Source organism: Paracoccus pantotrophus, from assembly GCF_008824185.1.
Lineage (GTDB): Bacteria > Pseudomonadota > Alphaproteobacteria > Rhodobacterales > Rhodobacteraceae > Paracoccus > Paracoccus pantotrophus.
Window position 1 is genome coordinate 652,487 of sequence record NZ_CP044426.1, and the last position, 26,534, is coordinate 679,020.

General features: G+C 66.9%; 27 protein-coding genes, 1 tRNA gene and 1 pseudogene. 16 read left to right on the top strand and 13 right to left on the bottom strand.

What is annotated here, in order from left to right:
• Nucleotides 1–286 precede the first annotated feature (286 nt).
• From ESD82_RS13640 to ESD82_RS13655, 4 genes are all read right to left on the bottom strand, one after another.
• Nucleotides 287–1,813, bottom strand: a complete 1,527-nt coding sequence (locus tag ESD82_RS13640) for a xylulokinase (RefSeq protein WP_147428112.1) — start codon at nt 1,811–1,813, stop codon at nt 287–289.
• 38 nt (nt 1,814–1,851) lie between these two features.
• A complete protein-coding gene (locus tag ESD82_RS21825) occupies nt 1,852–2,178 on the bottom strand; it encodes a cupin domain-containing protein (protein WP_167521766.1) in 327 nt (108 codons plus the stop codon).
• 79 nt (nt 2,179–2,257) lie between these two features.
• On the bottom strand, nt 2,258–3,214 hold the full coding sequence (locus ESD82_RS13650; protein WP_147427392.1) for an IS5 family transposase: 957 nt from the start codon (nt 3,212–3,214) through the stop codon (nt 2,258–2,260).
• Nucleotides 3,215–3,381: 167 nt separating this feature from the next.
• Nucleotides 3,382–3,870 (bottom strand): beta/alpha barrel domain-containing protein, encoded by a 489-nt coding sequence (locus ESD82_RS13655; RefSeq protein ID WP_147428110.1) that lies wholly within the window; start codon nt 3,868–3,870, stop codon nt 3,382–3,384.
• A gap of 74 nt (nt 3,871–3,944) precedes the next feature.
• Here ESD82_RS13655 and ESD82_RS13660 point away from each other — a divergent pair.
• Nucleotides 3,945–4,705, top strand: a pseudogene (locus ESD82_RS13660) (IS5 family transposase).
• 23 nt (nt 4,706–4,728) lie between these two features.
• Here ESD82_RS13660 and ESD82_RS13665 read toward each other — a convergent pair.
• Together ESD82_RS13665 and ESD82_RS13670 are read right to left on the bottom strand one after the other, a co-directional pair.
• A tRNA-Arg gene (locus ESD82_RS13665) sits at nt 4,729–4,805 on the bottom strand.
• Between the two features lie 93 nt (nt 4,806–4,898).
• Nucleotides 4,899–6,329, bottom strand: a complete 1,431-nt coding sequence (locus ESD82_RS13670) for an ATP-binding protein (RefSeq protein ID WP_024845329.1) — start codon at nt 6,327–6,329, stop codon at nt 4,899–4,901.
• 239 nt (nt 6,330–6,568) lie between these two features.
• On the opposite strand from ESD82_RS13670, the gene rpmH reads away from it, so the two are divergent.
• The 10 genes from rpmH (at nt 6,569) to ESD82_RS13720 (ending at nt 15,063) form a co-directional block, all read left to right on the top strand.
• The gene (gene rpmH, locus ESD82_RS13675) at nt 6,569–6,706 is read left to right on the top strand and encodes a 50S ribosomal protein L34 (protein WP_011747211.1); all 138 of its coding nucleotides are present in this window, start codon (nt 6,569–6,571) and stop codon (nt 6,704–6,706) included.
• A 30-nt stretch (nt 6,707–6,736) separates the two neighbouring features.
• Nucleotides 6,737–7,180, top strand: coding sequence for a ribonuclease P protein component (rnpA, locus tag ESD82_RS13680; protein WP_147428109.1), 444 nt, complete (start codon nt 6,737–6,739; stop codon nt 7,178–7,180).
• The gene (yidD, locus tag ESD82_RS13685) at nt 7,177–7,419 is read left to right on the top strand and encodes a membrane protein insertion efficiency factor YidD (protein WP_024845327.1); all 243 of its coding nucleotides are present in this window, start codon (nt 7,177–7,179) and stop codon (nt 7,417–7,419) included. The genes rnpA and yidD overlap by 4 nt, the downstream gene beginning before the upstream one ends.
• A gap of 63 nt (nt 7,420–7,482) precedes the next feature.
• Nucleotides 7,483–8,376: a tRNA 2-thiocytidine(32) synthetase TtcA gene (gene ttcA, locus ESD82_RS13690; RefSeq protein ID WP_024845326.1), complete on the top strand. Its 894-nt coding sequence runs from the start codon at nt 7,483–7,485 to the stop codon at nt 8,374–8,376.
• 60 nt (nt 8,377–8,436) lie between these two features.
• The gene (locus ESD82_RS13695) at nt 8,437–9,717 is read left to right on the top strand and encodes an EAL domain-containing protein (RefSeq protein ID WP_147428108.1); all 1,281 of its coding nucleotides are present in this window, start codon (nt 8,437–8,439) and stop codon (nt 9,715–9,717) included.
• Nucleotides 9,718–10,154: 437 nt separating this feature from the next.
• Nucleotides 10,155–12,074: a membrane protein insertase YidC gene (yidC, locus tag ESD82_RS13700; protein ID WP_024845324.1), complete on the top strand. Its 1,920-nt coding sequence runs from the start codon at nt 10,155–10,157 to the stop codon at nt 12,072–12,074.
• Nucleotides 12,071–12,829 (top strand): MOSC domain-containing protein, encoded by a 759-nt coding sequence (locus tag ESD82_RS13705; protein WP_024845323.1) that lies wholly within the window; start codon nt 12,071–12,073, stop codon nt 12,827–12,829. Before yidC ends, ESD82_RS13705 begins: the two co-directional genes overlap by 4 nt.
• A complete protein-coding gene (gene yihA, locus ESD82_RS13710) occupies nt 12,826–13,476 on the top strand; it encodes a ribosome biogenesis GTP-binding protein YihA/YsxC (RefSeq protein ID WP_024845322.1) in 651 nt (216 codons plus the stop codon). Before ESD82_RS13705 ends, yihA begins: the two co-directional genes overlap by 4 nt.
• A 61-nt stretch (nt 13,477–13,537) precedes the next feature.
• A complete protein-coding gene (gene argB, locus ESD82_RS13715) occupies nt 13,538–14,437 on the top strand; it encodes an acetylglutamate kinase (protein WP_024845321.1) in 900 nt (299 codons plus the stop codon).
• Between the two features lie 107 nt (nt 14,438–14,544).
• Complete coding sequence (locus ESD82_RS13720) at nt 14,545–15,063, top strand: SixA phosphatase family protein (protein WP_024845320.1); 519 nt, start codon at nt 14,545–14,547, stop codon at nt 15,061–15,063.
• Here ESD82_RS13720 and ESD82_RS13725 read toward each other — a convergent pair.
• A complete protein-coding gene (locus ESD82_RS13725) occupies nt 15,060–16,025 on the bottom strand; it encodes a 1-phosphofructokinase family hexose kinase (protein ID WP_024845319.1) in 966 nt (321 codons plus the stop codon). The two genes, ESD82_RS13720 and ESD82_RS13725, sit on opposite strands and share 4 nt — an antisense overlap.
• On the bottom strand, nt 16,025–16,432 hold the full coding sequence (locus tag ESD82_RS13730) for a metallopeptidase family protein (RefSeq protein ID WP_024845318.1): 408 nt from the start codon (nt 16,430–16,432) through the stop codon (nt 16,025–16,027). Before ESD82_RS13730 ends, ESD82_RS13725 begins: the two co-directional genes overlap by 1 nt.
• A 77-nt stretch (nt 16,433–16,509) precedes the next feature.
• On the opposite strand from ESD82_RS13730, the gene gltX reads away from it, so the two are divergent.
• Together gltX and tig are read left to right on the top strand one after the other, a co-directional pair.
• Entirely contained in the window at nt 16,510–17,835 is a 1,326-nt protein-coding gene (gene gltX, locus ESD82_RS13735; protein ID WP_147428107.1) for a glutamate--tRNA ligase, read from the top strand.
• Nucleotides 17,836–18,617: 782 nt separating this feature from the next.
• Nucleotides 18,618–19,952, top strand: coding sequence for a trigger factor (tig, locus tag ESD82_RS13740; protein ID WP_147428106.1), 1,335 nt, complete (start codon nt 18,618–18,620; stop codon nt 19,950–19,952).
• Between the two features lie 192 nt (nt 19,953–20,144).
• Here tig and ESD82_RS13745 read toward each other — a convergent pair whose 3' ends face one another.
• The 4 genes from ESD82_RS13745 to rpsF all read right to left on the bottom strand — a co-directional run bounded on the left by ESD82_RS13745 (nt 20,145) and on the right by rpsF (nt 22,355).
• Entirely contained in the window at nt 20,145–20,960 is an 816-nt protein-coding gene (locus ESD82_RS13745; RefSeq protein WP_024845315.1) for a hypothetical protein, read from the bottom strand.
• A gap of 156 nt (nt 20,961–21,116) precedes the next feature.
• Entirely contained in the window at nt 21,117–21,701 is a 585-nt protein-coding gene (gene rplI / locus ESD82_RS13750; RefSeq protein WP_024845314.1) for a 50S ribosomal protein L9, read from the bottom strand.
• A gap of 12 nt (nt 21,702–21,713) precedes the next feature.
• Entirely contained in the window at nt 21,714–21,941 is a 228-nt protein-coding gene (rpsR, locus tag ESD82_RS13755; RefSeq protein WP_011747229.1) for a 30S ribosomal protein S18, read from the bottom strand.
• An 18-nt stretch (nt 21,942–21,959) separates the two neighbouring features.
• Nucleotides 21,960–22,355 (bottom strand): 30S ribosomal protein S6, encoded by a 396-nt coding sequence (gene rpsF / locus ESD82_RS13760; RefSeq protein ID WP_024845313.1) that lies wholly within the window; start codon nt 22,353–22,355, stop codon nt 21,960–21,962.
• Nucleotides 22,356–22,643: 288 nt separating this feature from the next.
• Here rpsF and ESD82_RS13765 point away from each other — a divergent pair, with 288 nt between their 5' ends.
• Nucleotides 22,644–23,225 (top strand): YceI family protein, encoded by a 582-nt coding sequence (locus tag ESD82_RS13765; protein WP_147428105.1) that lies wholly within the window; start codon nt 22,644–22,646, stop codon nt 23,223–23,225.
• Nucleotides 23,226–23,294: 69 nt separating this feature from the next.
• Here ESD82_RS13765 and ESD82_RS13770 read toward each other — a convergent pair whose 3' ends face one another.
• A complete protein-coding gene (locus tag ESD82_RS13770; protein ID WP_147428331.1) occupies nt 23,295–24,317 on the bottom strand; it encodes a cytochrome-c peroxidase in 1,023 nt (340 codons plus the stop codon).
• Between the two features lie 191 nt (nt 24,318–24,508).
• Between ESD82_RS13770 and prfA the strand changes: the two genes are divergently transcribed.
• Nucleotides 24,509–25,564: a peptide chain release factor 1 gene (gene prfA, locus ESD82_RS13775; RefSeq protein WP_024845310.1), complete on the top strand. Its 1,056-nt coding sequence runs from the start codon at nt 24,509–24,511 to the stop codon at nt 25,562–25,564.
• Between the two features lie 4 nt (nt 25,565–25,568).
• Nucleotides 25,569–26,396, top strand: a complete 828-nt coding sequence (gene prmC / locus ESD82_RS13780; RefSeq protein ID WP_147428329.1) for a peptide chain release factor N(5)-glutamine methyltransferase — start codon at nt 25,569–25,571, stop codon at nt 26,394–26,396.
• The last annotated feature ends 138 nt before the right edge of the window (nt 26,397–26,534 follow it).

A 26,534-nucleotide genomic window follows, 5' to 3' on the forward strand; every position in this document is an offset into this window, starting at 1 on the left:
GGCTACACCTTTGACGCGATTTCGCCAGATGCGGTTTTGCGGCCCGGCTGGCAGATGCGCTGTTCTGCGAAGCGTGAAATGACCTTTCCCAACCTGACTGCTCTGGCAGGGCATTGAAAATTATGAGAGATTTTTTCCGGCTCCTGCCGGGTGTTCAGGTCTTTGCCCTTGACCTGCACATTTGGCAGCAGGCCACGCATGCTGCAGCAAGACCGTTTTCAGGCCGGCTGCGCGCGCAATAAGGGACAGGCAAGGGACAGATTCCCTTGCCTGTCGGAACGGTGGATCATGCCGCCGCGAGCTTCCTGAACAACGGTGAGGCTTCCGTCATCAGCAGCTTGTAGTCGGAAAGCATTCTCTCATAGAGCGCCCGATGCGATGTGTCCGGGCTATATTCCAGGTCATATTCAGCCAATCGCATTGCCGTCTCTTCGACGGATCTCCATATTCCGGCACCGACACCCGCCAGAATGGCTGCGCCGAGACAGGCAGCGGCTTCGGTGGTTTTCATGGTGTGAACCGGCAGGCCGGAGGCATTTGCCTTGATCTGGCACCAGGCACGGCTCTTGGCCCCTCCGCTGAGAGAGCGGATTTCCTTCACATCCACACCCAGGATCCGGGTTGACTCGATCATCCGCAGAAGCACCATGGTGACCCCCTCCATGATCCCGCGTGCGAAATGAGATTTGGAGTGCGCAAGAGTCACGTTCAGGAAAACGCCTTTCGCTTCGTCATCGGTATCCGGCGGCCCCGAGCCCTGGAGATGGGGCAGAACCCGCAAACCATCCGCGCCCGGTGGGATGGACTCCACCGCTGCGTCGATTGCCTGATAGGCGTTGATCCCGCCCGCATGTTCAGACGCCAATTCGCCGGCGCAGAAGGTGTCGCGATACCAGCGGATCGCCATGCCACCGGTGGAATAGGAATGCACCATATACATTCCCGGAATTCCGCTGGCAAAACAAGGAATTTCCCCGGCGGGATCAATGACCGGTTCGGTCGCCATGGCGACCGAGGCAAGTGCCGCCCCCGTGCTTTCTGAAAAGATACCGGGTTTGACATTTCCCACGCCGACGGCGCCGCAAGCCTGATCCAGCGCGCCAAGGCAGATCAGTGTATCAGTGGATAAACCGAACTCCGATGCCGCCTCGGGGGTCACATTGCCGATGGGCGTGCCGGGGTGGTGGATCTGCGGCAGCTGCGCTTCCTGAATGCCCAGCAACCTCAGCATATCAGGCCAGTATCCGCGCGTATTGATATCCCAATACATCGTGGAGCAGAGAAGCGAATCCTCCGATGCGTATTGGCCCGTCAGAAGCAGGATGAAGAAATCCTCGATCAGCAGGAACTTCGCAGTCTTCGCAAAGGTCTCGGGTTCGTTGTTCCTGAGCCACAGGATCTTGGAGGCGGGCCAGATGGCGGACATGCCGACCTGACCCGTCGTGCTGTGAATGGTCCTCCTCCCAAGCTGTTCTTCGATCCAGTCGGCTTCCTTGTTGGCGCGATTGTCCATCCAGACGATGGCCGGCCGAAGCGGTTGGTCATTTCCGTCCAGGCAGAACAGCGTCTCACCCTGGGCCGAGATTCCCAGGGAGGCGATCTCCGCCCTGGAAACCCCGGAAACCTCGATCGCCTTCGTGACGGCGCGCTTGAAAGCGTCGATATAGGCCTGTGCGTCAAGCTCGACCCAACCCGAGGCCGGGGTCTGGAGCTTGTACTCGCAAGTATAACTTCCCTTGATCGAGCCGTCCTCGGCGAACAGCGCCGCCTTGATCGCTGTCGTCCCGACGTCTACTCCCATGACGTATTTCATATTACTCTCTCTCCCTGCATCAGAGCGCCGAGCGGCGATCAGTTCTCACTCGGCGCCAGGCTCCAGGTAACCAGCGCAATTTCGGAGCCGATGTTCGTCAGCTGATGAGGTTCGGACGGCGGGACCAGAACCGCATCGCCCTCGTGCATCTCGTAATATTTGTCGCCGCACATCAGCAGGACCGTGCCACGGGCGCAGAAGAATACTTCATGCGAATTCGGATGGCCCTTGTCGACCGCGCCGGTCTGGCCGGGGCTCAGTTGCGACGAGCCGAAGGTCAGCTTGTCGGTCTTGTAGTAAAGGATCGTCTGAACTACCGCTTCGGCTTCGCGGATTTTCGGGCAGAGGCGGTCTGACGAGGGCACGTCGACCGGGTATGCCGACGATTTCCGGGTATCGGCCCGTTCGAAGGGCCGGGATCGGCACCTGTGGGCAGACTCCACCTCATGCCAGCAGCCTTCGTCGGACGAGGAACAGGTTGCCGAGGGCGAACAGGGTGAAGAGCTGAGCACGGTTCTTTGCAAGCCCGCGGTAGCGGGTCTTGAGATACCCGAACTGCTGCTTGATTACCCGGAAGGGATGCTCGACCCGAGCGCGCACCCTGGCGATGACCCGGTTGATGTCCGCGTCGACGGGATGCAGCGCACCGCCCCTTGGCGCCTTGCGCATGACGCCCCAGAACTTGCCCGGCCCGGAGAACGCGGCCTCCCGCGCCGCGCTGACATAGCCCCTGTCCGCCCAGACTGATGTCTCCCCGCCGTGCAGGAGCGCGTCCCAGACCTGGCTGTCATGGACCTTCGCCGTCGTCGTCTCGAGGCTGTGCACGATGCCGCTGTCAGCATCGACGCCCACATGCGCCTTCATGCCGAAGTACCAGGTATTGCCCTTCTTCGTGGATGACATCTCGGGGTCGCGGGCCTTTGCCTCGTTCTTGGTCGACGAGGGCGCGTCGATGATGGTTGCGTCCACCAGTGTCCCGGAGCGCAGCGTGATCCCCTGATCGGCCAAATGGCTGTTCACCTCGGCGAACAGCTGCTCGGTCAGTCGGTGCTTCTCCAGCAGGTGGCGGAAGTTCAGGATCGTGGTCTCGTCGGGGATCCGATCGTCGCCAAGCTCGATGCCCGCGAACTGCCGCATGGCGTCGCTGTCATACAGTATCTCCTCGGCCAGCGGATCGCTCAGGGCGTACCACTGCTGCAGGAAGTAGACCCGCAGCATCGTCTCCAGCGGCATCGGGGGTCGCCCGCCCTTCGGCCCAGCCTTGGGGTAGTGCGGCTCGATCAGTGAAAGGAGGCGGCTCCACGGCACCACAGCCTCCATCTCGGCGAGGAACTTCTCCCGCCGCGTCTGCTTCTTCTTCATCGATTGGCGGAGGCCGGGAAAGGCAGGCTGCTTGGGCATCGGGGCGCATCCTCTGATGTCCCGCCCAGTCTACCTCAAGGCGCGCGAGGCGCGAGGTTTTTCAGACCTTCCTAAAGGCGGCACATTTCGGCGCCTTCCATGAAGATCGTGGTCTCGGATTGCTTCTTGATTTCGCTATTCATGACTCACCTCGTTGGTTTGGGGTTTCAGATCGAAGCCATGACGTCGACAACGGCTTCGAGGTTTTCGCGAAAATCGCCATCGGGCGCGAATTTCCCGTCGAAAAGGGCGCCCCCCATGGTGAAGGCAAAGGGATTGATGTTATCGACAACGCGCAGCCTTTCGACACTCGAAATGCTGCCGGCGATGATCACGTCCGCAGAGGCAGCCGCGACCAGCTTTTTGGCAAGCTCGACCGGGTCGCCATCCGCATAGCGATAGGCAACCAGATCCAGGCCACTCACTCCGGCTTTCTCCAGGCGCTTTGCATCCGCCAGGATTTCTTCGAGCGCTCCTTTCAGGGTTACGGGGCTGCCGCCGACATCACCGACGAACGGATAATATTTGATACCCGTTCCTTTCAGAAGTTCGACCACGGAAGGGTAAAACAGCGTTCCGGTCAGATATTCGAACCCTGCATCGATGGCGAGCTGGGCGCTTTCCAGGCATTCCTCTTCGCTAGGGCGTGTTGACAAAAGGGATTCACCGGGCGCGGTGATCGTGATTCAAGCTGGTATCTGCAATGGAGACCAGCGTGGCACGAAACCTGATGTCGAACGACGAGTGGGCGTTCTTTGAACGCTTCATCCTGGCTGTCCGTTCTCCGAACGGCCGCAAGCCCACGAACCATCGGCTTGTTCTGGATGGGATTTTCTGGATCGCCCGAACGGGGTCGCCCTGGCGCGACCTGCCGGAAGAGTTCGGCAAATGGTCGTCTGTCTATCGGCAGTTCCGGCGCTGGACGTTGGCGGGGCTGTGGGAACAGATCCTGGAGGCGCTGAACGAGAGCCGGATCGTGCCGGATGCGCTGCAGATGATCGACAGCACCGTGGTTCGCGCTCATCATCAGGCAGCGGGCGCAAAAGGGGGACTCCGCGCCAAGGTTTCGGCCGCTCGCGAGGTGGCTTCACGACCAAGATCCATCTGCGGGTCAATGCGGCAGGCCTGCCCATGAGAACCGAGATCACGGCCGGGCAGACATCGGACTACCTCGGCTTCGATCTGGTCATGGCTGACAACCTGCCCGAGCCAAGCGTTCTGCTCGCAGACCGCGGCTACGACTCCGACAACATCCGCAAGACCATGGAGGTGCGCGACGTGGTGCCGGTCATCCCCATGCGCAAAACCCGGAAGCTACGGGTCGCCGTTGACCGCAGGCTCTACCGCCTGCGCAATCTCGTTGAGCGGTGCTTCAACAAGCTCAAGAATGCCCGTCGCGTCGCCACCCGCTACGACAAGACCGCCGAAAGCTTCCTGGGCTTCATCGACATCACGTCGATCCGCCTCTGGCTCCGCCATTTGTCAACATGACCTAGCATCTTCAATGGGAGAAATGGCGGACCCGGAGCGATTCGAACGCCCGACCCCCAGATTCGTAGTCTGGTGCTCTATCCAGCTGAGCTACGGGTCCGCTGTGAGCCGGTGATTTAGAGTGAGCGCCGGGGGGGTGCAAGGCCAAAACGACCTTCATCGCAAACTTTTTCTGAAAATCCGCGCGAACAGCCTAACCCGCCGTGGTCTCGGCCTGCGAGGCCAGCCCGGCCAGCTCGCGCGGCAGGTGCAGGATGAACTGCGTGCCCTCTTCGTCGCTGCGCAAAAGCTCCAGCCGGCCGCCATGGTTGCGCACCAGGTCGGCGGCGATGGCCAGGCCAAGCCCGGTGCCGCCCTTGCGCGATCCGCCCGAGAAGGGCTGGAACAGGAAGTCCCGCGCCTTTTTCGGCAGGCCGGGGCCGGTGTCGCCGATGCGGATCCACCATTCCTGCTCGTCCTCGCCGGCGCCGATCTCGATGGTGCCGGGCCGGCGCGTGGCCTCGATGGCCTGGCGGGCATTGCGCACCAGGTTCGACAGCACCCGGAACAGCTGGTCGCGGTCGGCGCGGATCGTCAGGCTGGCGGGCACGTCGGTCAGGAACTCGATCGGCTCGGCGCCCTCGGGATGGTCCGAGGCCAGCGCCTCGCCCTCGGTCACCTCGCTCACCAGCGCCGAAAGGTTGAAGCGCGACAGCGCCGGTGCCGGCTCCTCGGCCTTGCCGAAGGCCAGCGTCGTCTCGCACAGATTCACTGCCCGGCTGATCGAGTTCACCAGCTTGGGCGCGGCGCGGCGCACCGCCGGGTCGGCGCTGGTCTCCAGCCGGTCGGCGAAGATCTGCGCCGTGGTCAGGATGTTGCGCAGGTCGTGGCTGATGCGGGCCACCGCCTGGCCCAGTTGCGCCAGCCGGTCCTTTTGCTTGAGCGCCGAGGTCACGGTACGCTGCATGGCGGCAAGCGCCGTCTCGGCCTCGTTCAGTTCGGTTAGCCGGGCGTTGGGGGTGATGATCGAGCGCGCGTCCTCGGGGGCGCTGGCATAGGCGGTCATGTGGCTGATGACGCGCCGGATCGGCACCAGCAGCAGCCGCTGCGCCGCCAGGTTCAGAAGCAGTGCGGTCAGGACCGAGAAGGCGGCCGAGATCAGCAAGAGCCGCAGGCCGTAATCGATCATCTCGGTGCGCAGCCGCTGGGTGTCGGTGGTGATCTCGATCAGCTGCCCGGCCTGGTTCACCGGCGCGCCGATGACCCGGATCACCCGGTTCTGCGGGTCGGCCAACTGCGCCAGCCCGTCGCGGATCGAGGTCCAGAACGGCTGGTCGCGCAGGTCGTAGGTGGCCGCGATCGGTCCCGGAATCGGCGAGGACAGCACCAACTGGCGCACGTCGTTGCGCCGCAGCACGACGTTGAAGACGCCGGCATTCTCCAGCAGTTCCGATTCCAGGTCCGCGGCCAGCGATTCGTCGGTCGCCAGCAGCGCCAGGCTGGCGATCTGCGCCCGCTCCAGCCGCGATTCCAGGAAATCCAGCCGGTAATTCGCGATCGAGGGCAGCAGGATCAGCAATTCGGCCAGAAGCACGAAAATGCCGGTGATCACCGCGAATCGGCCCGATAAGCTATTCAGGGACATGGTCGGTTCTGCTATTCCCCTCGTCGCGGCGCCGTTGCATCACATAATGGTTGGTATTGTGCAGTTCAAACCTGCGTGACACGGTCCCGGTTCCCCTCGAACCTGCCGCAGCCGCGAAATCCTTTCAACGTGGTTGACTTGGCCCGCGGGGGCGACTATCCAGCGGGCCTCGAATGACCGGCGCGTCCTGCGTGGGCCGATGGCCCATACCCTGACCCGCCCCGACCCGGAGTTGAAAGATGTCGAAACGCACCTACCAGCCGTCGAACCTGGTTCGCGCCCGCCGCCACGGCTTTCGCGCGCGCATGGCGACCAAGGGCGGCCGCCGCGTGATCAACGCCCGCCGCGCCAAGGGCCGCAAGACCCTCAGCGCGTAAGCCCGCGCCGCAGGGCGTGGGCTTGCCGTGATGGACAGCACCCCCAAAGCCGCCGCCGCTGACCGGACCCGCGCAGATGCGATGCCGGACAGGGCGGCTTCTGCCGTTTCGGGCGTGCGGCTGGAAACCCTGTGCAAGCGGGCGGATTTCCTGCGTGCCGCCTCTGCCCGGCGGCAGGGCACGGCCGGCTTTCTGCTTCAGGCCCGCCGCCGCCCCGAGGACGAGGCGGGGCAGGCGATCCGGGTCGGCTTCACCTGTTCGAAAAAGCTGGGCAATGCCGTGACGCGCAACCGTGCCAAGCGCCGGCTGCGCGCGCTGGCGCGCGAGGTCATGCCGGGCGCGGCGCGGCCGGGTTGGGATTACGTGCTGGTCGGGCGTCCCGGCGCCACGGTCGAGCGCGGCTTTGCCGAATTGCGCGCCGATCTGGCGGCGGCGCTGTCTCGGGTGCATGGCGCGCGGGGCGAGGGGAAGTGACCCCGCTGGCGCAACTTCTGGCGCTGCCGGTACGGGCCTATCGGCTGGTGGCCAGCCCCTGGGTCGGGCATGGCTGCCGCTTCCAGCCGACCTGCTCGGCCTATGCGCTGGAGGCGCTGGAGCGGCATGGCGCGGCCAAGGGCGGCTGGCTGGCGGCGCGGCGGGTCTGTCGCTGCCATCCCTGGGGCGGGCATGGCTTCGACCCCGTGCCGGGCAGCGAGACGCCGCCGCAGGACTGAGGCGCAAGGCGCAGGACCAAGGCGGCGCTTTCATCAGGGCGCAAAGGCGACAAGGATCGACAGATGCGGGACGAGACCGGCGAAACCCAGGACCATGAGGCGGAGGAAATCCATCCGCTGTTTTCCGGCGCGCCCGGCTCGACCGAGTTCCGCAAGCTGCGCAAGCGCCTGGTGCGCGAAACCCGCGCCGCGATCGAGACCTATGACATGGTTCGCCCCGGCGACCGCTGGCTGGTCTGCCTGTCGGGCGGCAAGGACAGCTATACGCTGCTGGCCGTGCTGCACGAGCTGAAATGGCGCGGCCTGCTGCCGGTGGAACTGCTGGCCTGCAATCTCGACCAGGGCCAGCCGGGCTTTCCGGCGACGGTGCTGCCGCAATTCCTGACCGAGCGCGGCGTGCCGCATCGCATCGAATACCAGGACACCTATTCCATCGTGAAGGAAAAGGTGCCCGCGGGCCGGACCTATTGCAGCCTGTGTTCGCGGCTGCGGCGCGGCAATCTCTACCGCATCGCCCGCGAAGAGGGCTGCCAGGCCGTGGTGCTGGGCCATCACCGCGACGACATCCTGGAGACCTTCTTCATGAACCTGTTCCACGGCGGCAGGCTGGCCTCGATGCCGCCCAAGCTGCTGAACGAGGAAGGCGACCTGAACGTGTTGCGCCCGCTGGCTTTCGTGGCCGAGGCCGATTGCGACCGCTTCGCCCGAGCGATGAACTATCCGGTGATTCCCTGCGACCTTTGCGGCAGCCAGGAGGGCTTGCAGCGCATGCAGGTCAAGAAGCTGCTGGACGAATGGGAAACGCGCGCGCCCGGCCGGCGCCAGGTGATGTTCCGGGCGCTGATGAACGTGCGCCCCTCGCATCTGCCGGATCCCAAGCTGTTCGATTTCACCGCGCTGATGCCGGATATGTCGGATTTTAGCGAAAAAGACGTGCCGATCCTGCGCGAACATTAACGGAGCGAAAAGCGTCCTCGGCCTAGGCTGCGATCCGTGGAACAAGATTCGGATCAGGCAATGGCTTACGGAATCGCTGGGGCCGCCTCGGGGCTGGCAAGGCTGGTCAGGGGGCAGGGTGCGGCGCAGGGCAGAACCCGGCTGGCGCTGGTGCTGCGGGTCGAGAATGTCGAGATGCTGCGCGCCAGCATCGGCCCCGCGGTGCTGGAGCGGATGCTGGACAGGCTCATGCTGCGGCTGGTGGGGGAACTGCGGCTTTTGCCGCAGGGCCGCAGCCCTGGCTGTGGCGAAATCCTGGGGCTGATCGCCATCGGGCGCCAGCAGGCGGTGCCGGGCTTGCTGGCGCGATTGCAGGCCATCTGTTCGGAGGGGATCGATCTGCCGGACCTGCGCATCTGCCCGGTGGTGAACGCCGCCATCGTCAGCGACGAAACCGGCCGACAAGAGGCGGCGGCGCTTTACGTCCATGGCCGCATGGCCCTGCAGGGGCTGAGCCCGTTCTCGGCCGCGGGCCAGATCCGCTTCGTCGAGACGGGGCCGCAGGCCGAAACCGGCGGGCTGGCGGGCTCGGCGCTCGACCGGGTGGGGGTACTGTTCCAGCCACAGCTTTGCTGCGACACCGGGCAGGTGCGGGCGCTGCGGGCCTTGCCGCGGATGCGGATGGACGGCGGCGACGATTGCGACCTGGCCGAATTGGCGCCGCGGCTGGACGACGCGGTGCTGGGACAGGTCGTGGCCGAACTGCTGCGCCAGGCTTTCACCGGCCTGCGCGGCTGGGATCGCCTGGGCCGGCCGGTGCCGCTGCTGTCCTTGCCGCTGTCCGACCGCATGCTGGGCGATCCTGTCCTCGCCGACATGATCCTGTGGGAGCTGGAGCGCAACGACCTGGCCCCGCAGCGCCTGGAAATCGAGGTGAGCGAGCCGATCGGCCGCGGCGGCGGGCGCCGGCCGGTCACCGCCAGCTTGCAGCGCCTGACCGCCGCGGGCTGCTCGCTGGCCCTGGGGGAGTTCGGCACCGGCAGCGCCAGCCTTGATGATCTGCGCCGCTTCGGCATCGGGCGGGTGCGGATCGGGCGCGAATTCATCGCCGGCTGCGACCTGCGCGCCGACCAGCGGCGCATGATCCTGGCCATCCTGGCGCTGGCGGAACACCTGGGCCTGGCGACCGTGGCCGACGGGGTCGCCACGCCGGAGGAGAACGCCTTCCTGGCGCAGATCGGATTCGACGCGGTGCAGGGACCGGCGGTGGCCCTGCCGTTGGACGCCGGGGCGGTCGATGAATTCCTGCTGGACCACGACCATGCGCTGCCCGCACCGTTCGACCTGCGCCGCAAGGCGTGACGGCCGGGGCCGGTTGCGACGTCGGGGTAAAGTCTCGCGTCCGCGCCGCATGGGGTTTGGCGGCTGCGCCCGGCCGGGGCCGGTCGCGCCGTGAAACGATGCGCCCGCGGCGCCCGCGCCTTGGTGCCGGGCCGCGCCGCGCGCGGCCCCTGCCGAGGCCGCGACCCGGGCCGGCGGGACGGGGCTGGGCGCAGGAGGGCCGCGCCGCCTGTCCGGCAGGCCCCGGACGATTGGGGGCCCGGCCGAGCGAAGGCCCGGACGGGTGGGGCCAGGATGAGCCGAGGAACCGCGTCGGACGCACCGGGTCGGAGGGCGGGACATCCGATCGGCGCGGAAACTGAGCCGGTTTTCCGGCAAATTCCCTTGACCTTTGCCGGTCGCTTCTGTTGAAGCGGCCCGAACCCTCAGACTGGGTGACGACGAAGGGCTGGTCCGGCATGCAAGACAACAACCGCAACCTCATCCTGGCGATGGTGCTTTCCGCCCTCGTCATGCTCGTCTGGTCGATTTTCTTCGCCCCCGAGCCGGTGCCGCCCGCGCAGGATACGGTGCCGGCCAGCAGCCAGGGCGTCCCCCAGCCCGAAACCGGCGCCCCGGCGACGCCCGGCGCGGTGCCGCAGGGCGCGGCGCCGGAGCTGGAGCCCGCGGCGGCAAGCAACGATCCTTCCGCCAATGCCGGGCGGGTCAGGATCGAATCTCCCTCGCTCGCCGGCACGATCTCGCTGGCCGGCGGCCGCATCGACGACCTGGAGCTGACCGGCTATCACGAGACGCTGGATTCCCGCTCGCCCTATGTCCGCCTGCTGTCGCCGACCGCCCAGACCACCGTGCAGGCCGAAGGCAGCCCGGTCGCGCCGGGCGGCAATGCCGAGGTCGCGGTGCAGAAACCCTATTACGCGGTCTATGGCTGGATGCCGGCCGCCGGCACCGATCCGGCCCTGGTTCCCGGCCCGGCCACCATGTGGGAGGTCGAATCCGGCTCGACCCTCGCGCCCGGCCAGCCGGTCACGCTGCGCTGGGACAACGGCGCCGGCCAGATCTTCCGCCGCACCTATGAGCTGGACGACAAGTTCCTGTTCACCGTGACCCAGTCGCTTGAAAACACCGGGGCCGCGCCCTTCGCGGCGGCGCCCTATGGCATCCTGGCGCGGCACGGCAAGCCCGATACCCAGAATTTCTTCGTCCTGCACGAGGGCGCGGTCGGCATGACCGATGGCAAGCTGCTGGAAGAAAAATACAAGGACATGGCCAAGCTCGACCCGCTGCCGGGCGAGGGGCCGGCCCAGCTGATCGAGGTGCAGGAAAACGGCTGGATCGGCTTTACCGACAAGTACTGGATGACCACGCTGGCGCCCGCGCCCGGCCAGTCCTTTACCGCGGTGGTGAAATACGCCCCCGGCGCCGACATCTACCAGACCGAGGCGCGGATGCCGGTGCAGACCGTCGCCCCCGGCGCGACCGGCACCAGCTCGAGCTATCTCTTCGCCGGCGCCAAGGTCTGGGAGGTCATCAACGGCTACCAGGAAGCCCCCGGCATCGACCGTTTCGTCGATTCCATCGACTGGGGCTGGTTCTATTTCCTGACCAAGCCGATCTTCCGCCTGCTGCACTGGCTGCACGGTATGATCGGCAACATGGGCTGGGCGATCATCGCGCTGACCTTCGTGCTGAAGCTGCTGGTCTTCCCGCTGGCGCGCAAATCCTACATCTCGATGGCCAAGATGAAGGAGCTGCAGCCCGAGATGGAGGCGATCAAGCAGCGCACCGGCGACGACCGGATGAAGTTCCAGAAAGAGGTGATGGAGCTTTACAAGCGCGAGAAGGTGAACCCCGCCGCGGGCTGCCTGCCGGTGCTGCTGCAGATCCCGATCTTCTTCGCGCTCTACAAGGTGATCTTCGTCACCATCGAGCTGCGCCATGCGCCCTGGATCGGCTGGATCCGCGACCTTGCCGCGCCCGACCCGTCCAGCCTGTGGAACCTGTTCGGCCTCTTGCCCTGGGCGGCGCCGGGCCAGGGCAGCTTCCTGCACAGCTTCACCCTGCCGGTGCTGGCGATCCTGCTGGGCATCTCGATGTGGATGCAGCAGAAACTGAACCCGGCCCCGACCGATCCGGCGCAGAAGATGATCTTCGCCTGGATGCCTTGGGTGTTCATGCTGATGCTGGGCGGCTTCGCCTCGGGTCTGGTGCTGTACTGGATCACCAACAACACCATCACCATCATCCAGCAATACACGATCATGTCGATGCACGGCCACCGGCCCGACTTCTTCGGCAATATCCGCTCCAGCCTGCCGTCACGCGCCAAGACCGAGGCCAAGGCGGGCGAAAAGGGCGGGGACAAGGGCGGCAAATGACCGCCCGCATTGCCCGGATCCGCCGGCACCCGATCAAGGCGATCGGCGGCGAGGATCTGCGCCGCACCCGGCTGGATGCGGCGCGGCGCCTGCCGGGCGACCGGCTCTGGGCGCTGCTCACCGCAGCGGGCGAGCGCCACGCCGGCGAGGTGCCGGGGCGCTGGCTGCCGAAATCCTGCTTTCTGCGCGGCGCGGCCTCGGCCGGGCTGCAGGCGGTGCGCGGCGGCTGGGGCGAGGGCGCGGAAGGGGGCCGCATCCGCCTGACCCATCCCGACCTGCCCGAGCTGGAGTTCGACCCCGAGACCGAGGGGTCGCGCCTCGTCGAATGGGTGCGCCCGCTCTGGCCTGCGGACAAGCCGGCGCCGACGCGGCTGGTGCGCGGCCCGACAGGCTGGACCGATGCGAACCAGCCCTGGATCTCGATCCTGTCGCTGTCCAGCCTGGCCGATCTGGAAGGGCGGCTGGGCCAGCCGCTCGGTATCGAACGCTGGCGCGGAAACCTGTGGCTTGAGGGCTGGCAGCCCTATGCCGAGCGCGAACTGATCGGCCATGTCCTGACCCTGGGCGAGGTCGAGTTGCGCGTGACCGAGACCATCGGCCGCTGCCCCGCGACCAGCGCCGATCCGGCCACCGGCCGCATCGACATCGACATGCCCGAGACGCTGGAGGCGCAGTTCGGCCATCGCGATTTCGGCATCTATGCCGAAGTGGTGAGTGGCGGCGAGATCGCGCTGGGTGACGAGGTGCGGGCATGAAGGTCGCCTTTCCCGTCGCCCCCGAGCCGGATGCCGAGACCGCCGAGGCGGCGCGCAAGCTGTTCGCCGGCCCGGTCGATTTCCTCAAGGGCGTGGTCGCCATGGATGGGCTGCCGCCCGCCGACCGGCCCGAGGTCTGTTTTGCCGGCCGCTCGAATGTCGGCAAGTCCAGCCTGATCAACGCGCTGACCGGCCGGAACGGGCTGGCGCGGGCGTCGAACACGCCCGGCCGCACGCAGGAGATCAACTATTTCACCCTGGGCGAGCAGGCCTATCTGGTCGACCTGCCGGGCTATGGCTTTGCCAAGGCGCCGGTGGCGGTGGTGGCGAAATGGCAGGCGCTGCTGAAGAACTACCTGGCTGGCCGGGCGACCTTGCGCCGCGCCTTCACGCTAATCGATTCGCGCCATGGCGTGAAGGATGTCGATCACGAGATCATGAAGCTGCTCGACCGCTCCGCCGTGCCCTTCCAGGTGGTGCTGACCAAGGCCGACAAGATCGGCAGAGAGGCGATGGAGGCCACCGTCGCGCAGGTGCAGGAGGCGCTGCAAAAGCATCCTGCCGCCTATCCCGAGCTTGTGATCACAAGCTCGGACAAGGGGCAGGGCATTGCCACGCTGCGCGCCATCATAGCCGCTCTGGACTGATCGGCGCCCGCGTCCTAGGGTCGGGTGCGACGAACAGGGGCCCCTGATGAGAAAGCAGAACATGAACCGTGACTGGATCGCCACCGCCCGCACTTTGTCCGAAGCGCTGCCCTATATGCAGCGATATTCGGGCGCGGTGGTGGTGGTGAAGTTCGGCGGCAATGCCATGGGCGACGACGAGGCGATGGCCGAATTCGCCCGCGACATCGTGCTGATGCGGCAGGTGGGCATCCATCCGGTCGTCTGCCATGGCGGCGGGCCGATGATCAACGACCTGCTGGGCAAGCTGGGCATTGAAAGCCGCTTCGTGCGCGGCAAGCGCGTCACCACCCGCGAGACCGTCGAGGTGGTCGAGATGGTGCTGTCCGGGCTGGTCAACAAGCGGATCGTGCAGGCGATCAACGATGCCGGCGGCCGCGCTGTCGGCATTTCCGGCAAGGACGACGACCTGATGGTCTGCGCGCCGGACGACCCGGAACTGGGCTTCGTCGGCCGCCCGGTCGAAATGAACGTGCAGATCATCCGCGACCTCTACAATGCCGGGCTGATCCCGGTCATCGCCCCGGTGGCCACGGGGATGGAGGATAACGAGACCTTCAACGTCAACGGCGACACCGCCGCGGGGGCGATCGCCGGTGCGCTCAAGGCTGACCGGCTGCTGCTTCTGACCGATGTCTCGGGGGTCAAGGACGCTTCGGGCGAGGTGGTGACGGCGATGCATCCCGACCAGGTGCGGGCGATGATCGCCGACGGCACCATCGCCGGCGGCATGATCCCCAAGACCGAGACGGCGCTGAAGGCGCTGGAGGAAGGCGTGCGCGCCGTGGTGATCCTGGACGGGCGGGTGCCCAATGCCTGCCTGCTGGAACTGTTCACCGAACATGGCGCCGGCTCGCTGATCCGCTCGACCGAGCCGCGGGTCAAGCCGCGCGGCTTGCGCCAGGGGGACAGCGGCCTGTGACCGGCGCGGCATCGCGCCCGAAAGAGAGGGCTTGCCCGCCCGGCGGAAGCTATGGCAGGCTCGGCGACGTCGCGTAATTTTAACCGTCTGGCCGAAAAGGCAATTCGATGACTCCACTCGGGCACTGCCGTCTGATCCTGACCCGCCATGCGAAATCGTCCTGGGACGATCCGGCGCAGCCCGACCACGACCGGCCGCTGAATGCGCGCGGCCGCCGCTCGGCGCGCGAGCTGGGCGACTGGCTGGCCAGTCGCGGCTACGAGCCCGAGGAAGTGCTGTGCTCGACCGCCGAGCGCACGCGCGAGACCTGGGCCGGCATCGCCATGGCGCCCCTGGAGGTGCGGCCGCATATCCGTTACGAGCCGGGCCTTTACCACGCCGCGCCCCAGAAGATGCTGGAGATCCTGCGCAGCGCCTCGGCGCCGACGGTGATGATGATCGGCCACAATCCCGGCATTGCCGAATTCGCCGCCATGCTGCCGGCGCGGGCACCGCTGGACCCGGATTTCCGCCGCTATCCGACGGCGGCGACGCTGGTCGTCGATTTCCAGATCGACGACTGGTCGGAACTGGCCCCCGCGCAGGGCAGCGTGCTGGATTTCGTCCGCATGGACGGGCGCGACTAGCTCGGGCCTCGCATCTGCGTCACCACGCGGGCGGCGAACAGCCGTTCGACATCCTCGCCCCGGCAGAGCTCGGTCGCCGGCGTCTGCACCGCGGCCGAGGCGGCGGCGGCCGCCAGCCCCAGCGCATCGCGGACCGGCCAGCCGCGGGCATGGCCCAGCGTGAAGCCGGCCAGGAAGCTGTCGCCGGCGCCGACCTTGCTGACCACCTGCACCCGCGCGGCCTCGGCATGCCAGATGCCCTGGTCGGTGGCGATGATATTGCCATCGCGACCCCGCGCCACGATCACCCCATGCGCGGCCCCCGAGGCCACGAGACTGGCCGCGAAACCGGCGGTGTCGGCGCGGAAGGGCAGGGGATGGCCGGCCAGTCCCGCGGCTTCCTCGTCGTCCATGCGCAGGATCTCGACCCGGCGGTCGGTGGCGGCGGCCACCTCGGCCAGCGCCTCGCCCGACGTGTCCACGACCAGCCGTGCGCCGGTGCCGCGCAGCCGCTCGGCCAGCATGGCCGCGAAGCGCGCCGGCACGCCCGGCGGGTTCGAGCCGGACAGCACAACCAGCGCACCGGGCTCGGCGGCGCCGGTGGCGGCTTGCAGCGCGGTCTCGACATCGTCGGCGGACCATTCCGGGCCGGGCATGACGAAACGGTATTGCTGGCGGATGGTGCGGTCGTCCACGGTCAGGGACTGACGCGTCTCGCCCGGCGCGGGCAGGGTCATCAGCGGGACGCCGGTTTCCGCCAGCAGCTCGGCGATGCGCTGCCCGGTGGCGCCGCCAAGCGCGACCAGCGCCGTACTGTCGCCGCCCATGGCGCGGATCGCGCGGCTGACATTGATGCCGCCGCCGCCCGGATCGAAGCGCGGCGCCTCGCAGCGCAGCTTGATGTCGGGCACCACCTGGCGCGTGCCGGTGGTCACGTCCAGCGCCGGGTTCAGGGTGATGGTCAGGATCGGCGCCTGCTCCATCATTCCCACCAGCGGTCGATGGCGGCGATGTCGTCGTCCGACCAGCCGAAATGATGGGCGAATTCATGCACCACGACATGCGCGACCAGCTGGCCCAGCGTTACGTCCCCGCGCGAGGCCCATTCGTCCAGGATGGCGCGGCGAAACAGCCAGACCGTGTCGGGAAAATGCTGCGGCGCGCTGGCGGATTTCTCGGTCATCGGCACGCCGTCATAGAGCCCGGTCAGCTCCAGCGGGTCGTCGATCTCCAACTCGTCCAGGAATTCCTCGCTGGCGAAATCCTCGACGCGCAGCACCACCTGGGCGGCCGGACCGGCGAATTCCGGCGGCAGGCCGGCGATGGCCTCGCGCGCCAATTCCTCGATCATGGCCGCGTCGGGGGCCTCGGCATTCTTCCAGTCAAGCATCGGCTCACCTCGTCTTTGGTCCCCGATATGGACAAAAACCGCCGTTTGTGAAAGAGCGAAGCCGACAGGAGATCCCCATGACCACCACCCGTTTCGCCCCTTCGCCCACCGGCCACATCCATGTCGGCAACCTGCGCACGGCGCTGATGAACTATCTGATCGCGCGCAAGGCGGGCGGCACCTTCATCCTGCGCCTGGACGATACCGACCGCGAACGGTCGAAGCAGGAATATGCCGACGGCATCCAGCGCGACCTGGAATGGCTGGGCCTGCAATGGGACCGGATCGAGCGGCAGTCGGATCGCCTCGACCGCTATGCCGAGGCGGCGCAGGGACTGCGCGCAGCCGGGCGGCTCTACGAGGTGTTCGAGACCCCGACCGAGCTGGACCTGAAGCGCAAGAAGCAGCTCAACATGGGCAAGCCGCCGGTCTATGACCGCGCCGGGCTGAGGCTTTCGGCCGAGGACAAGGACCGGCTGCGCGCCGAGGGCCGCGCCGGCTATTGGCGCTTCCTGCTGGACCGGGAGCGGATCGAGTGGCGGGACGGCATCCTGGGCGAGATTTCCATCGACGCGGCCTCGGTCTCGGACCCGGTGCTGATCCGCGCCGACGGGCAGGTGCTTTACACCTTCGCGAGTTCGGTCGACGACGCCGAGATGGGCGTGACCCATATCGTGCGCGGCGCCGACCATGTGACCAATACCGCGACGCAGATCCAGATCATCCGCGCGCTGGGAGCCGAACCGCCGACCTTTGCCCATCACAGCCTGCTGACCGGCGCGCAGGGCGAGGAACTGTCCAAGCGCCTGGGCACGCTGTCGATCCGCGACCTGCGCGAAAACGGCGTGGCGCCGGAGGCGCTCTTGTCGCTGATGGCGCGGCTGGGCTCGTCGCAGCCGGTCGAGTTGCGGATGTCGCTGGACGAACTGGCCGAGGGGTTCGACCTGTCGCAATTCGGCGCCTCGCCCACCAAGTTCGATGCCGAAGACCTGTGGCCGCTGACGCGCGAGGCCAACCAGTCGCGCCCCTTCGCCGAGGTCAGGGACCGGATCGCCGCGCTGGGCGTGCCGGACGAGCTGGCCGAGCGGTTCTGGCGCGTCGCCTCGCAGAACATCACCCGGCTGGACGACCTGGCGGGCTGGTGGCAGATCTTCTCGACGGGGGCCGAGCCGCAGATCGACGCCGAGGATGCCGATTTCATCGCCGAGGCGATGAAGCTCTTGCCGCCGCCGCCCTATACCGATGCGAGCTGGGGCGAGTTCACCAATGCGGTCAAGCAGGCGACCGGCCGCAAGGGCAAGGGCCTGTTCATGCCGTTGCGCAAGGCCCTGACCGGCCAGGCGCATGGGCCGGACATGTCCGAGGTCATGCCGCTGTTGCAGGTTGTGCGCGCGCGCGGCTGAGCCTGCGGCGTCAATCACGCGCAAAGGCCGCCTTTAGGGGCGGCCTTTGTCGTTTCAGGCCGGCCGGACCCTGCCGCTGCAAGGACCGGTCCGCTGTTTATTGTTCGATATGTATGGGCAAGAGGAATCGCCAGACGCGAGTAGGGATCCGGCCGTGCCCAATAAAGACGCAACCATGTCAGGAACGGATCCCGCGACCTCTTGCCGGTTCACGACCGGGCGGGAACAAGGATGCGCACCCGCCCGGTCAGTTTTGAACACATGACCAAAGACCATTTACCAAGGTTAACAAACAACCGCTTACGCAACGATGCCTGTATGCACCGTCACGCCGCGGAAGGGAATATATCCATAAGTTAGGTGCCGTTTGCTGACCTAATAACGGCAGCCCGTTGATTTTGCGGCGGCTGCAACTTGCGGCTGCAAGGCACCCAGGCCGGCGGAAGATCGCTTATCGCCGCTTCCCTAGGGTCAACCGGTTCGGCGGCCGATGGGACGATAATGCCCATTTCAACCAAAGGATGTCCTCTGGCCTCAGTTCTCGCGGCGAGGGTGGGCGGGGGGCGGGCGTTTTCCGGCACCACCCCTGGCGCGGCCCAGCCGGAAACACCGTGCGAAACCCGGCCGGGACGCGGCGATTCCTGCCTTCCTCCTTGCTATGCCGGCCGAAATCCCATAGCTAGCGCGCTGAAACAGGCGGAGGCGCGGAACGTTAGGTTCCGGCGTCGGCGAGGCTGTAATGCCTCGGACCCGCAAGACGGTTCGTGGATGAAGGAAGACAAATGCAGGTCAAGGAAACCCAGAACGAAGGGCTGAAGCGGGGCTATGAATTCACCCTGCCTGCGGCCGATCTGGCGGCGCAGGTGGATGCGAAGCTGAAAGAGGCCCAGCCCGAGGTCGAGATGAAGGGCTTCCGCAAAGGCAAGGTGCCGATGGCGCTGCTGAAGAAGCAGTTCGGCCAGCGCATCATGGGCGATGCCATGCAGGAGGCCATCGACAAGGCGCTGCGCGACCACCTGGAGAAATCCGGCGACCGCCCCGCCCTGCAGCCCAAGATCGAGATGGTCAACGGCGAGACCTGGAAAGAGGGCGACGACGTCGTCGTCACCGTCGCCTACGAGGCGCTGCCCGCCATCCCGGAAACCGACCTGTCCGGCGTCGAGCTGGAGCGGCTGGTGGTCGAGGCCAGCGAGGAGCAGGTGACCGAGGCGCTGGAGAATCTGGCCAAGAACGCCCAGAGCTTCGAGGATCGCAAGAAGGGCAGCAAGGCCAAGGACGGCGATCAGGTCGTGATCGACTTCAAGGGCATGGTCGATGGCGAGGCCTTCGAGGGCGGCTCGGCCGAGGATTACCCGCTGGTGCTGGGCTCGGGCAGCTTCATCCCCGGCTTCGAGGAGCAGCTGGTCGGCGCCAAGGCTGGCGACGAGATCAAGGTCGAAGTGAAATTCCCCGAGGATTACGGCCATCCCGGCCTGGCCGGCAAGGACGCGATTTTCGAGACCGCCGTCAAGGCGGTGAAGGCGCCGAAACCGGCCGAGATCGACGACGAACTGGCCAAGAAATTCGGTGCCGAAAGCCTGGACGCGCTGAAGGGGCAGATCCGCGAGCGGCTGGAGGCGGAATACAAGGGGGCCTCGCGCCAGGTTCTCAAGCGCGCGCTGCTGGACAAGTTGGACGCGCTGGTCAAGTTCGACCTACCCGATTCGCTGGTCGAGGCCGAGGCGCATCAGATCGCGCACCAGCTCTGGCACGAGGAGCACCCCGAGGAACACGGCCATAACCATGGCGAGATCGAGCCGACGGAGGAGCACAAGAAACTGGCCGAGCGCCGTGTCCGGCTGGGTCTGCTCTTGGCCGAAATCGGCCAGAAGGCCGAGATCACCGTCTCGGACCAGGAGATGACCCAGGCCGTGCTGCGCCAGGCGCGCCAATATCCCGGCCAGGAGCGCGCCTTCTTCGAGTTCATCCAGCAGAACCCGCAGGCGCAGCAGCAGCTGCGTGCGCCGATCTTCGAGGACAAGGTCGTGGACCATATCGTCGAGGGTGCCAAGGTTTCGGAGAAATCCGTGACCAAGGAAGAGCTGGAAAAGGCCATCGAGGCGCTGGATCAGCTCTGATCCGCTGCCTTGCCGCGACGAGAAGGGCCGTCCCGCTGGGGCGGCCTTTTTCATTGCCGCACCCGGCTGGCCAGGGCGGGGTCGGAATGCGGTGGTGCAGATGGGTATTTGTGGAACGAAGAAGCCGGCTCAACGGGTCGCGCCTTGCTGGCGGCACCGGCGGGCGGCGGCCCATCCTGGGGCCCTTCGGCGTCAGAGCCGATGCACGCGCGGGTCGTGATCGGCAGGCCCGCCCGGATCGGGGCCCTCCATCGGGTCGTGCAGCAGCGGGTCGTCGCGCAGATCCGGCATTCGTGCGTCGTGGTGGACATTGGCGGTGATGTCATCGGCGCGGTCGGCCTGTGCGCCTTGTCGGCGCTGCGACGGGCCGCGCCGCTGCGGCGCCGGCTTGCGGTCGATGATGCTGCGCATGATCGTCGCGGCATCGCCGAATTCCTGCATGATGGTGCTGGCCTGGCCCGCGACCGAGCGGAAGCCGGTCACGGCGGCGGTCAGTGCCTGCATCACGTTCTCGACGCCGCTGGTCAGGCTGGCGGTATTGGCCTCGACCTCTTGCAGCAGGCTTTGCCGCGGCGGGCGGCGCTGGCCCTGCGGGACATGCCGGGCGGCGGCCTTTGCCTTGGGCCGACGGTCTGGCTCGGGGCGTGCCTGGCGTTCCATCGGGCCGGATCCGGGCCGCCGGTCGGCGTCGGGCCTGCGCGGCCGGCCGGGGTCATCTCCCGCAATGAGGTCGATCATATGCCGCGCCGCGATCACCGTGCCGGCGGTCAGGGCGGCCGCCGCCAGGCCGGTGCCGCCCCAGACCAGCCATTTCGCCCCGCGCGAGGGGCGCGGCCATGGATGGCTGCCATCGGGAGAGACATCGCCATGCGGCGGGATGCGGCGCGATTCCGCCGGGCCCGGCGGGCGGCGATGGCCCTCGGGGACCGGGCGGGGGCCGAAGCGGGTCTGGCTGGTCTCGTCGGCCGGGGTACGGGTGATGGGCGGCTGGTCGTCCTGGTGGTGCATGCCGGCAAATCCTCTGGCGAAGGGCGCTTTGCGGCTCAACCCCGCAGCCCGGCGAATGTTCCGCCGAACCCGAGACGCGGGCAAGGGGTGCTGCCATGCGGGCATGAAAAAACGCGCCGGTTGCGGCGCGTTTTCCCTGTTCCGACAAAGGCGCGATCAGTTCGCGGCTTCGTCCTCGTCGCGGCCGGCCGAGCCGATGTCGTCGAACAGCTCGGCGATCTCGAATTCGGCGGCGGCTTCCTCTTCGGCGGCCAGTTCCTGGATCGACTTGCCCGAGGCCTGCAGTTCGGCTTCTTCGGCCGAGCGGGCGACGTTCAGCTTGATCGTCACATCGACTTCCGGGTGCAGGTGCACGCGGACCTCGTGCAGGCCCAGATCCTTGATCGGGGCGGTCAGCACGACCTGGCGGCGCTCGATCGCGAAACCTTCGGCATTGGCGACATCGGCGGCGTCACGCGGGGTGACCGAGCCGTAGAGCGCGCCGGCATCCGAGGCGGAGCGGATGATGACGAAGGTCTGGCCGTCGAGCTTCGCGGCGATCTTTTCGGCTTCGGCGCGGCTCTCGTCGTTGCGGGCGGCGAGTTCGGCCTTGCGGGCTTCGAAGGCCTGGATATTGGCGTCCGAGGCGCGCAGCGCCTTGCCCTGCGGCAGAAGGTAGTTGCGCGCGAAACCGTCCTTGACCTTCACGACTTCGCCCATCTGGCCCAGCTTGGCCACGCGTTCCAGCAGGATGACTTGCATGATCGTCTCTCCTTACTTCACGGCATAGGGCAGCAGGGCGAGGAAGCGGGCGCGCTTGATAGCGCGCGCCAGTTCGCGCTGCTTCTTGGCCGAGACGGCGGTGATGCGCGAGGGCACGATCTTGCCGCGTTCCGAGATGTAACGCTGGAGCAGGCGCGTGTCCTTGTAGTCGATGGCGGGGGCGTTGTCGCCCGAGAAGGGGCAGACTTTCCGGCGGCGGAAGAAGGGCTTGTTGGCCATGATCCTGGTTCCTTTCCCTTAGTTCCGGTCGTCGCGGTCGCGCCGCTCGCGGCGTTCGCCGCGGTCGCTGCGATCACCGCGCTCGCGCTCGTCGCGCTTCTGCATCTGGACCGAGGGGCCTTCCTTGTGCGCGTCCACGCGGACGGTCAGCACACGCATGACGTCGTCATGCAGGCGGGCCAGGCGCTCCATCTCCTGCACGGCGGCCGAGGGCGCGTCCGAACGCAGGAAGGCGTAATGGCCCTTGCGGTTCTTGTTGATCTTGTAGGCGAGGGTGCGCACACCCCAGTATTCGTTGTCCACGACCTTGCCGCCATTGTCGGCGATCACGGTCGAGAAATGTTCGATCAGCCCCTCGGCCTGCGCGTTCGACAGGTCCTGGCGGGCGATCAGCACATGCTCGTAAAGCGGCATGTCTGCACCTTTCTTGGGGGCGCGCTTCAACGGCGGGACAGCCCTTCCGCGCCCCGCCACGAGAGGCTGCGCCGGTTTCGCATTTGCGGAAGGATGCGGCCTTATAGCGATCATGCCGGGGAATGCAAGGAAAAAGGCCGGGAAATCCCGGAAAGTCGCCCCTGCGGCGATACTGTTTCCGCGCTGCGGCGAAACACGAAATTGTCAGGGGTTTTGTCGGAAACCCTTGTTGATGCTGGGGCATTTTCTGGCAGAACCGTGCATGACATTTTCAATCCGGAGACCAGAATGAAACCCATCCTTGCCCCCGTCGCCGCGATCACCCTGCTTGGCGCCACCGCCGCCATGGCCGAGCCCGTGGTCTATGATTTCGACCCCTCGCACAGCCAGGTCGTCTTTGAATACAATCACATGGGCTTTTCGACCAGCACCGGCATCATCAACGGCATCACCGGCAAGCTGACGCTGGATGCCGAGAACCCGGCCAATTCCAGCGTCGAGGCGACCATCCCGCTGTCGGGGCTGCGCACCGTGTCCGAGGAGCTGGACAAGCACCTGTTCGGGCCGGATTTCTTCAACACCGATGCCAGCGGCGCGGTCGCGACCTTCAAGTCGACCAATGTGGCGCCGGACGATGACGACGAGGCCAAGGTCACGGGCGATCTGACGCTGAACGGCGTGACCAAGCAGGTGGTCCTGGATGTCGACCTGAACCTGCTTGCCGCCCATCCGATGACCGGCAAGCAGGCCGTCGGCTTCGATGCCGAGACCGAGATCAGGCGTTCCGAGTTCAACCTGGGCAAGTTCGCCCCGGCGGTCGAGGACGAGGTCGAGATCAAGATCACCGTCGAGGCTGTCAAGGCCGAGTGATCCACCGGCCGGACCGCAAGCAGAAGGGGCCCCGCGAAGGGCCCCTTTTCGTTTCTCGCCTTGCCCGGCTTACATCGGCGTGGGCAGCGGCGTCGTCTCGGTGCGCACCGGCAGGATCGGATGGTCGATCACCGGCTGCTCGCCGGTCAGCGTGCCCAGGAAGGCGGTGATGTCTTCGGCCTGCTGGTCGGTCAGCTCGGTGCCGATCTGGGCCGAGGACATGATCTTGACCGCTTCCGCCAGTTCCCAGACCACGCCCGAGTGGAAATAGGGAGCGGTCAGCGCGACGTTGCGCAGCGGCGCGGCGCGGAAGACATACTCGTCGTCGGTGGTCCGCGTCACCTCGAAGCGGCCGGTGTCGCCCGCCGGCAGCACCTCGGCGCCGGGCTTGGCGATCAGGCCGAAGGGGTGATAATCCTGCCCGCCGAAGTTCACGCCATAGTGGCAGGCGGTGCAGCCGGTTTCCATGAAGGCCTGCAGCCCGCGCTTTTCCTGGTCGGTCATCGCCGCATCGTCGCCGGCAAGGAAGCGGTCAAAGGCGCTGTTCGGCGTGATCAGCGTGGCCTCGAACTGCTCGATCGCGGCGGCGAAATTGTCGAAGGTCACCGGGTCCGCTTCTTCGGGGAAGGCGGCCTTGAAGGCTTCGACATATTCCGGCATCGAGTTGATGGTCTTGACCACCTGGTCGGGGGTGTTGCTCATCTCGACCCCGGCCTGGACCGGGCCCTTGGCCTGTTCGGCCAGGTCGGCGGCGCGGCCGTCCCAGAATTGCGCGGCGTTGAAGATCGCGTTCAGCATGGTGGGGGCGTTGCGCGGCCCCTTCTGCCAGCCGTGCCCGATCGAGGTCGGAAGGCCGTCCACCCCGCCCAAGCCGACGTTGTGGCAGGTCTGGCACGAGATCAGCCCCGAACTGGACATGCGCGGGTCGAAGAACAGCACCTTGCCCAGTTCGATCTTCTCGGCGGTCAGCGGAACGCCCTCGGGATTGTCCTCGGTCTGCTTGATGGCGGTCATCTTTCCGGGAATCGCCTCGAACACCCCCTTGGCTTCCTCGCGCAGGGCGCCGTTGTCGATGGCTTCAGTCTGCGCCATGACCGGCAGAGCGGACAGGGCAAGACTCGTCGCTGTCAGAAAGGGGACGAGTTTCACGTTGGGCCTCCTTTGGCTTGGTGGGCGCGTTTGGCGATACCCTGCACCACGGCGGCCGGCCTTGCTTTGATCTGGGTCAGATGCCCGCAAGGTTCCGCCTTGTCGGCCCGCGGTTCAACGGCTAATTGCATCAAATGCTGCCGGAAGACCGCCTTGCCCAGATCGTCGCGCGTTTCGAATATCTCGAGGCGCGGCTGCATGCCGGGCCCGCGGCCGAGGAAATCGCCGCGATCAGCCGCGAATATGCCGAGCTGAAGCCGGTGGTGGCGCAGATCGCCGAATGGCGCGCCGCGCAGGCCGGCCTGCGCGAGGCCGAGGCCCTGCTGGTCGATCCCGAGATGCGCGAACTGGCGCAGGACGAACTGTCGCGCCTGCGCGCCGCGCTGCCCGAGCTGGAACATGCGCTGCGCATCGCGCTGTTGCCGCGCGACGCCGCCGATGCCCGCCCGGCCATCCTGGAGATCCGCCCCGGCACCGGCGGCGAGGAGGCGGCGCTGTTCGCCGGCGACCTGCTGGCCATGTATCGCCGCTTTGCCGAATCGCAGGGCTGGCAGTTCCAGATGCTCGAACTGGCCGAATCCGACCTGGGCGGCGTGCGCGAGGCGGTGGCGCGGATCGAGGGCGAGGGCGTCTTCGCCAAGCTGAAATACGAATCGGGCGTCCACCGCGTCCAGCGCGTCCCCGAGACGGAATCGGGCGGGCGCATCCATACCAGCGCCGCCACCGTGGCCGTGCTGCCCGAGGCCGAGGCGGTGGATATCGACATTCCCGCCAGCGATATCCGCATCGACACCATGCGCGCCAGCGGCGCTGGTGGCCAGCATGTCAACACCACCGATTCGGCAGTGCGCATCACCCATCTGCCGACCGGCATCGTGGTGACCAGTTCGGAAAAGTCCCAGCACCAGAACCGCGCCAATGCCATGGCCGTGCTGCGGGCGCGGCTTTACGACATGGAGCGGTCGCGCGCCGATGCCGAGCGCGCCGCGGACCGCAAGAGCCAGGTCGGCTCGGGCGACCGCTCGGAACGCATCCGCACCTACAACTTCCCGCAGGGCCGGATGACCGACCATCGCATCGGCCTGACGCTCTATGCGCTCGACCGCATCATGCAAGGCGAGATCGGCGAGATCGTGGCGGCGCTGACCGCGCATGACCAGGCCGCGCGCCTGGCCGCGCAGGGCGAGTGATTCCGTGACCGGGGCCGAGGCCCTGCGGCAAGGCGCCGCTCGACTCGCCCAGGCCGGGGTGCCCGGTGCGGCCGAGGATGCCCGGCTGCTTCTGGCCCATGCCCTGGACCTGCCGCGCCACCAGTTGACCGGCGTGCTGGCCGCGCCGCTGCCGCCCGAGGCGCTGCGACGTTTCGACGCATCCCTGGCCGCCCGCGCCGCGCGCCAGCCGGTCAGCCAGATCCTTGGCCGCCGCGCCTTCTGGAAGCACGAGTTCCGTGTCACCCGCGATACGCTCGACCCCCGCCCTGAAACCGAAACCCTGGTCGAGGCGGCGCTGGCCGCGCCCTTCGCCTCGGTGCTGGACCTGGGCACCGGGACCGGGGCGATCCTGATCTCGCTTCTGGCCGAACGGCCGGGCACGCGCGGGCTTGGCACCGACATTTCGCCGGCCGCTCTTGCCGTGGCGCGGGAAAATGCCAAGGTCATGGGGGTTTGCGCGGATTTTCTCGAATCCGACTGGTTTGCCTCGGTCACGGGGCAATTCGACCTGATCGTCTCCAACCCGCCCTATATCGCGCTTGCGGAAATGGCGCAGCTTACGCCCGAGGTGCGGGAATGGGAGCCGCAGCAGGCGCTGACCGACGGGGCGGACGGGCTTTCCGCCTATCGCGCCATCGCCGCCGGGGCGCCCGCGCATCTGGCGCCCGGCGGCCGGCTGATGGTCGAGATCGGTCCCACGCAGGGCGCGGCCGTGGCGGCGCTGATGCGTGCAGCCGGGCTGGCCGAGCCCCGCATCCTGCCCGACCTGGACGGGCGCGACCGGGTCGTCGCCGCCCGAAAGCCGCTTTGATCCGGCAAGGTTCCGCGCCTTTCGCGGGTTTTGACGAAATTTTCGCTTGTAAGCGGCGCTGCGGCGTGTTTATTCGCAATTGTGACGGGGGCGCGCCGCCCACGCACGGGTCAGTCATACTCAGATAACCCAGCCTTT

Coding starts and splice junctions, on each gene's coding strand:
- ESD82_RS13640 (WP_147428112.1), bottom strand. CDS start 1,813: ATGAAATACGTCATGGGAGTAGACGTCGGGACGACAGCGATCAAGGCG.
- ESD82_RS13650 (WP_147427392.1), bottom strand. CDS start 3,214: ATGCCCAAGCAGCCTGCCTTTCCCGGCCTCCGCCAATCGATGAAGAAG.
- ESD82_RS13670 (WP_024845329.1), bottom strand. CDS start 6,329: ATGTCCCTGAATAGCTTATCGGGCCGATTCGCGGTGATCACCGGCATT.
- rpmH (WP_011747211.1), top strand. CDS start 6,569: ATGTCGAAACGCACCTACCAGCCGTCGAACCTGGTTCGCGCCCGCCGC.
- rnpA (WP_147428109.1), top strand. CDS start 6,737: ATGGACAGCACCCCCAAAGCCGCCGCCGCTGACCGGACCCGCGCAGAT.
- ttcA (WP_024845326.1), top strand. CDS start 7,483: ATGCGGGACGAGACCGGCGAAACCCAGGACCATGAGGCGGAGGAAATC.
- ESD82_RS13695 (WP_147428108.1), top strand. CDS start 8,437: ATGGCTTACGGAATCGCTGGGGCCGCCTCGGGGCTGGCAAGGCTGGTC.
- yidC (WP_024845324.1), top strand. CDS start 10,155: ATGCAAGACAACAACCGCAACCTCATCCTGGCGATGGTGCTTTCCGCC.
- ESD82_RS13705 (WP_024845323.1), top strand. CDS start 12,071: ATGACCGCCCGCATTGCCCGGATCCGCCGGCACCCGATCAAGGCGATC.
- yihA (WP_024845322.1), top strand. CDS start 12,826: ATGAAGGTCGCCTTTCCCGTCGCCCCCGAGCCGGATGCCGAGACCGCC.
- argB (WP_024845321.1), top strand. CDS start 13,538: ATGAACCGTGACTGGATCGCCACCGCCCGCACTTTGTCCGAAGCGCTG.
- ESD82_RS13720 (WP_024845320.1), top strand. CDS start 14,545: ATGACTCCACTCGGGCACTGCCGTCTGATCCTGACCCGCCATGCGAAA.
- ESD82_RS13725 (WP_024845319.1), bottom strand. CDS start 16,025: ATGGAGCAGGCGCCGATCCTGACCATCACCCTGAACCCGGCGCTGGAC.
- ESD82_RS13730 (WP_024845318.1), bottom strand. CDS start 16,432: ATGCTTGACTGGAAGAATGCCGAGGCCCCCGACGCGGCCATGATCGAG.
- gltX (WP_147428107.1), top strand. CDS start 16,510: ATGACCACCACCCGTTTCGCCCCTTCGCCCACCGGCCACATCCATGTC.
- tig (WP_147428106.1), top strand. CDS start 18,618: ATGCAGGTCAAGGAAACCCAGAACGAAGGGCTGAAGCGGGGCTATGAA.
- ESD82_RS13745 (WP_024845315.1), bottom strand. CDS start 20,960: ATGCACCACCAGGACGACCAGCCGCCCATCACCCGTACCCCGGCCGAC.
- rplI (WP_024845314.1), bottom strand. CDS start 21,701: ATGCAAGTCATCCTGCTGGAACGCGTGGCCAAGCTGGGCCAGATGGGC.
- rpsR (WP_011747229.1), bottom strand. CDS start 21,941: ATGGCCAACAAGCCCTTCTTCCGCCGCCGGAAAGTCTGCCCCTTCTCG.
- rpsF (WP_024845313.1), bottom strand. CDS start 22,355: ATGCCGCTTTACGAGCATGTGCTGATCGCCCGCCAGGACCTGTCGAAC.
- ESD82_RS13765 (WP_147428105.1), top strand. CDS start 22,644: ATGAAACCCATCCTTGCCCCCGTCGCCGCGATCACCCTGCTTGGCGCC.
- ESD82_RS13770 (WP_147428331.1), bottom strand. CDS start 24,317: ATGGCGCAGACTGAAGCCATCGACAACGGCGCCCTGCGCGAGGAAGCC.
- prfA (WP_024845310.1), top strand. CDS start 24,509: ATGCTGCCGGAAGACCGCCTTGCCCAGATCGTCGCGCGTTTCGAATAT.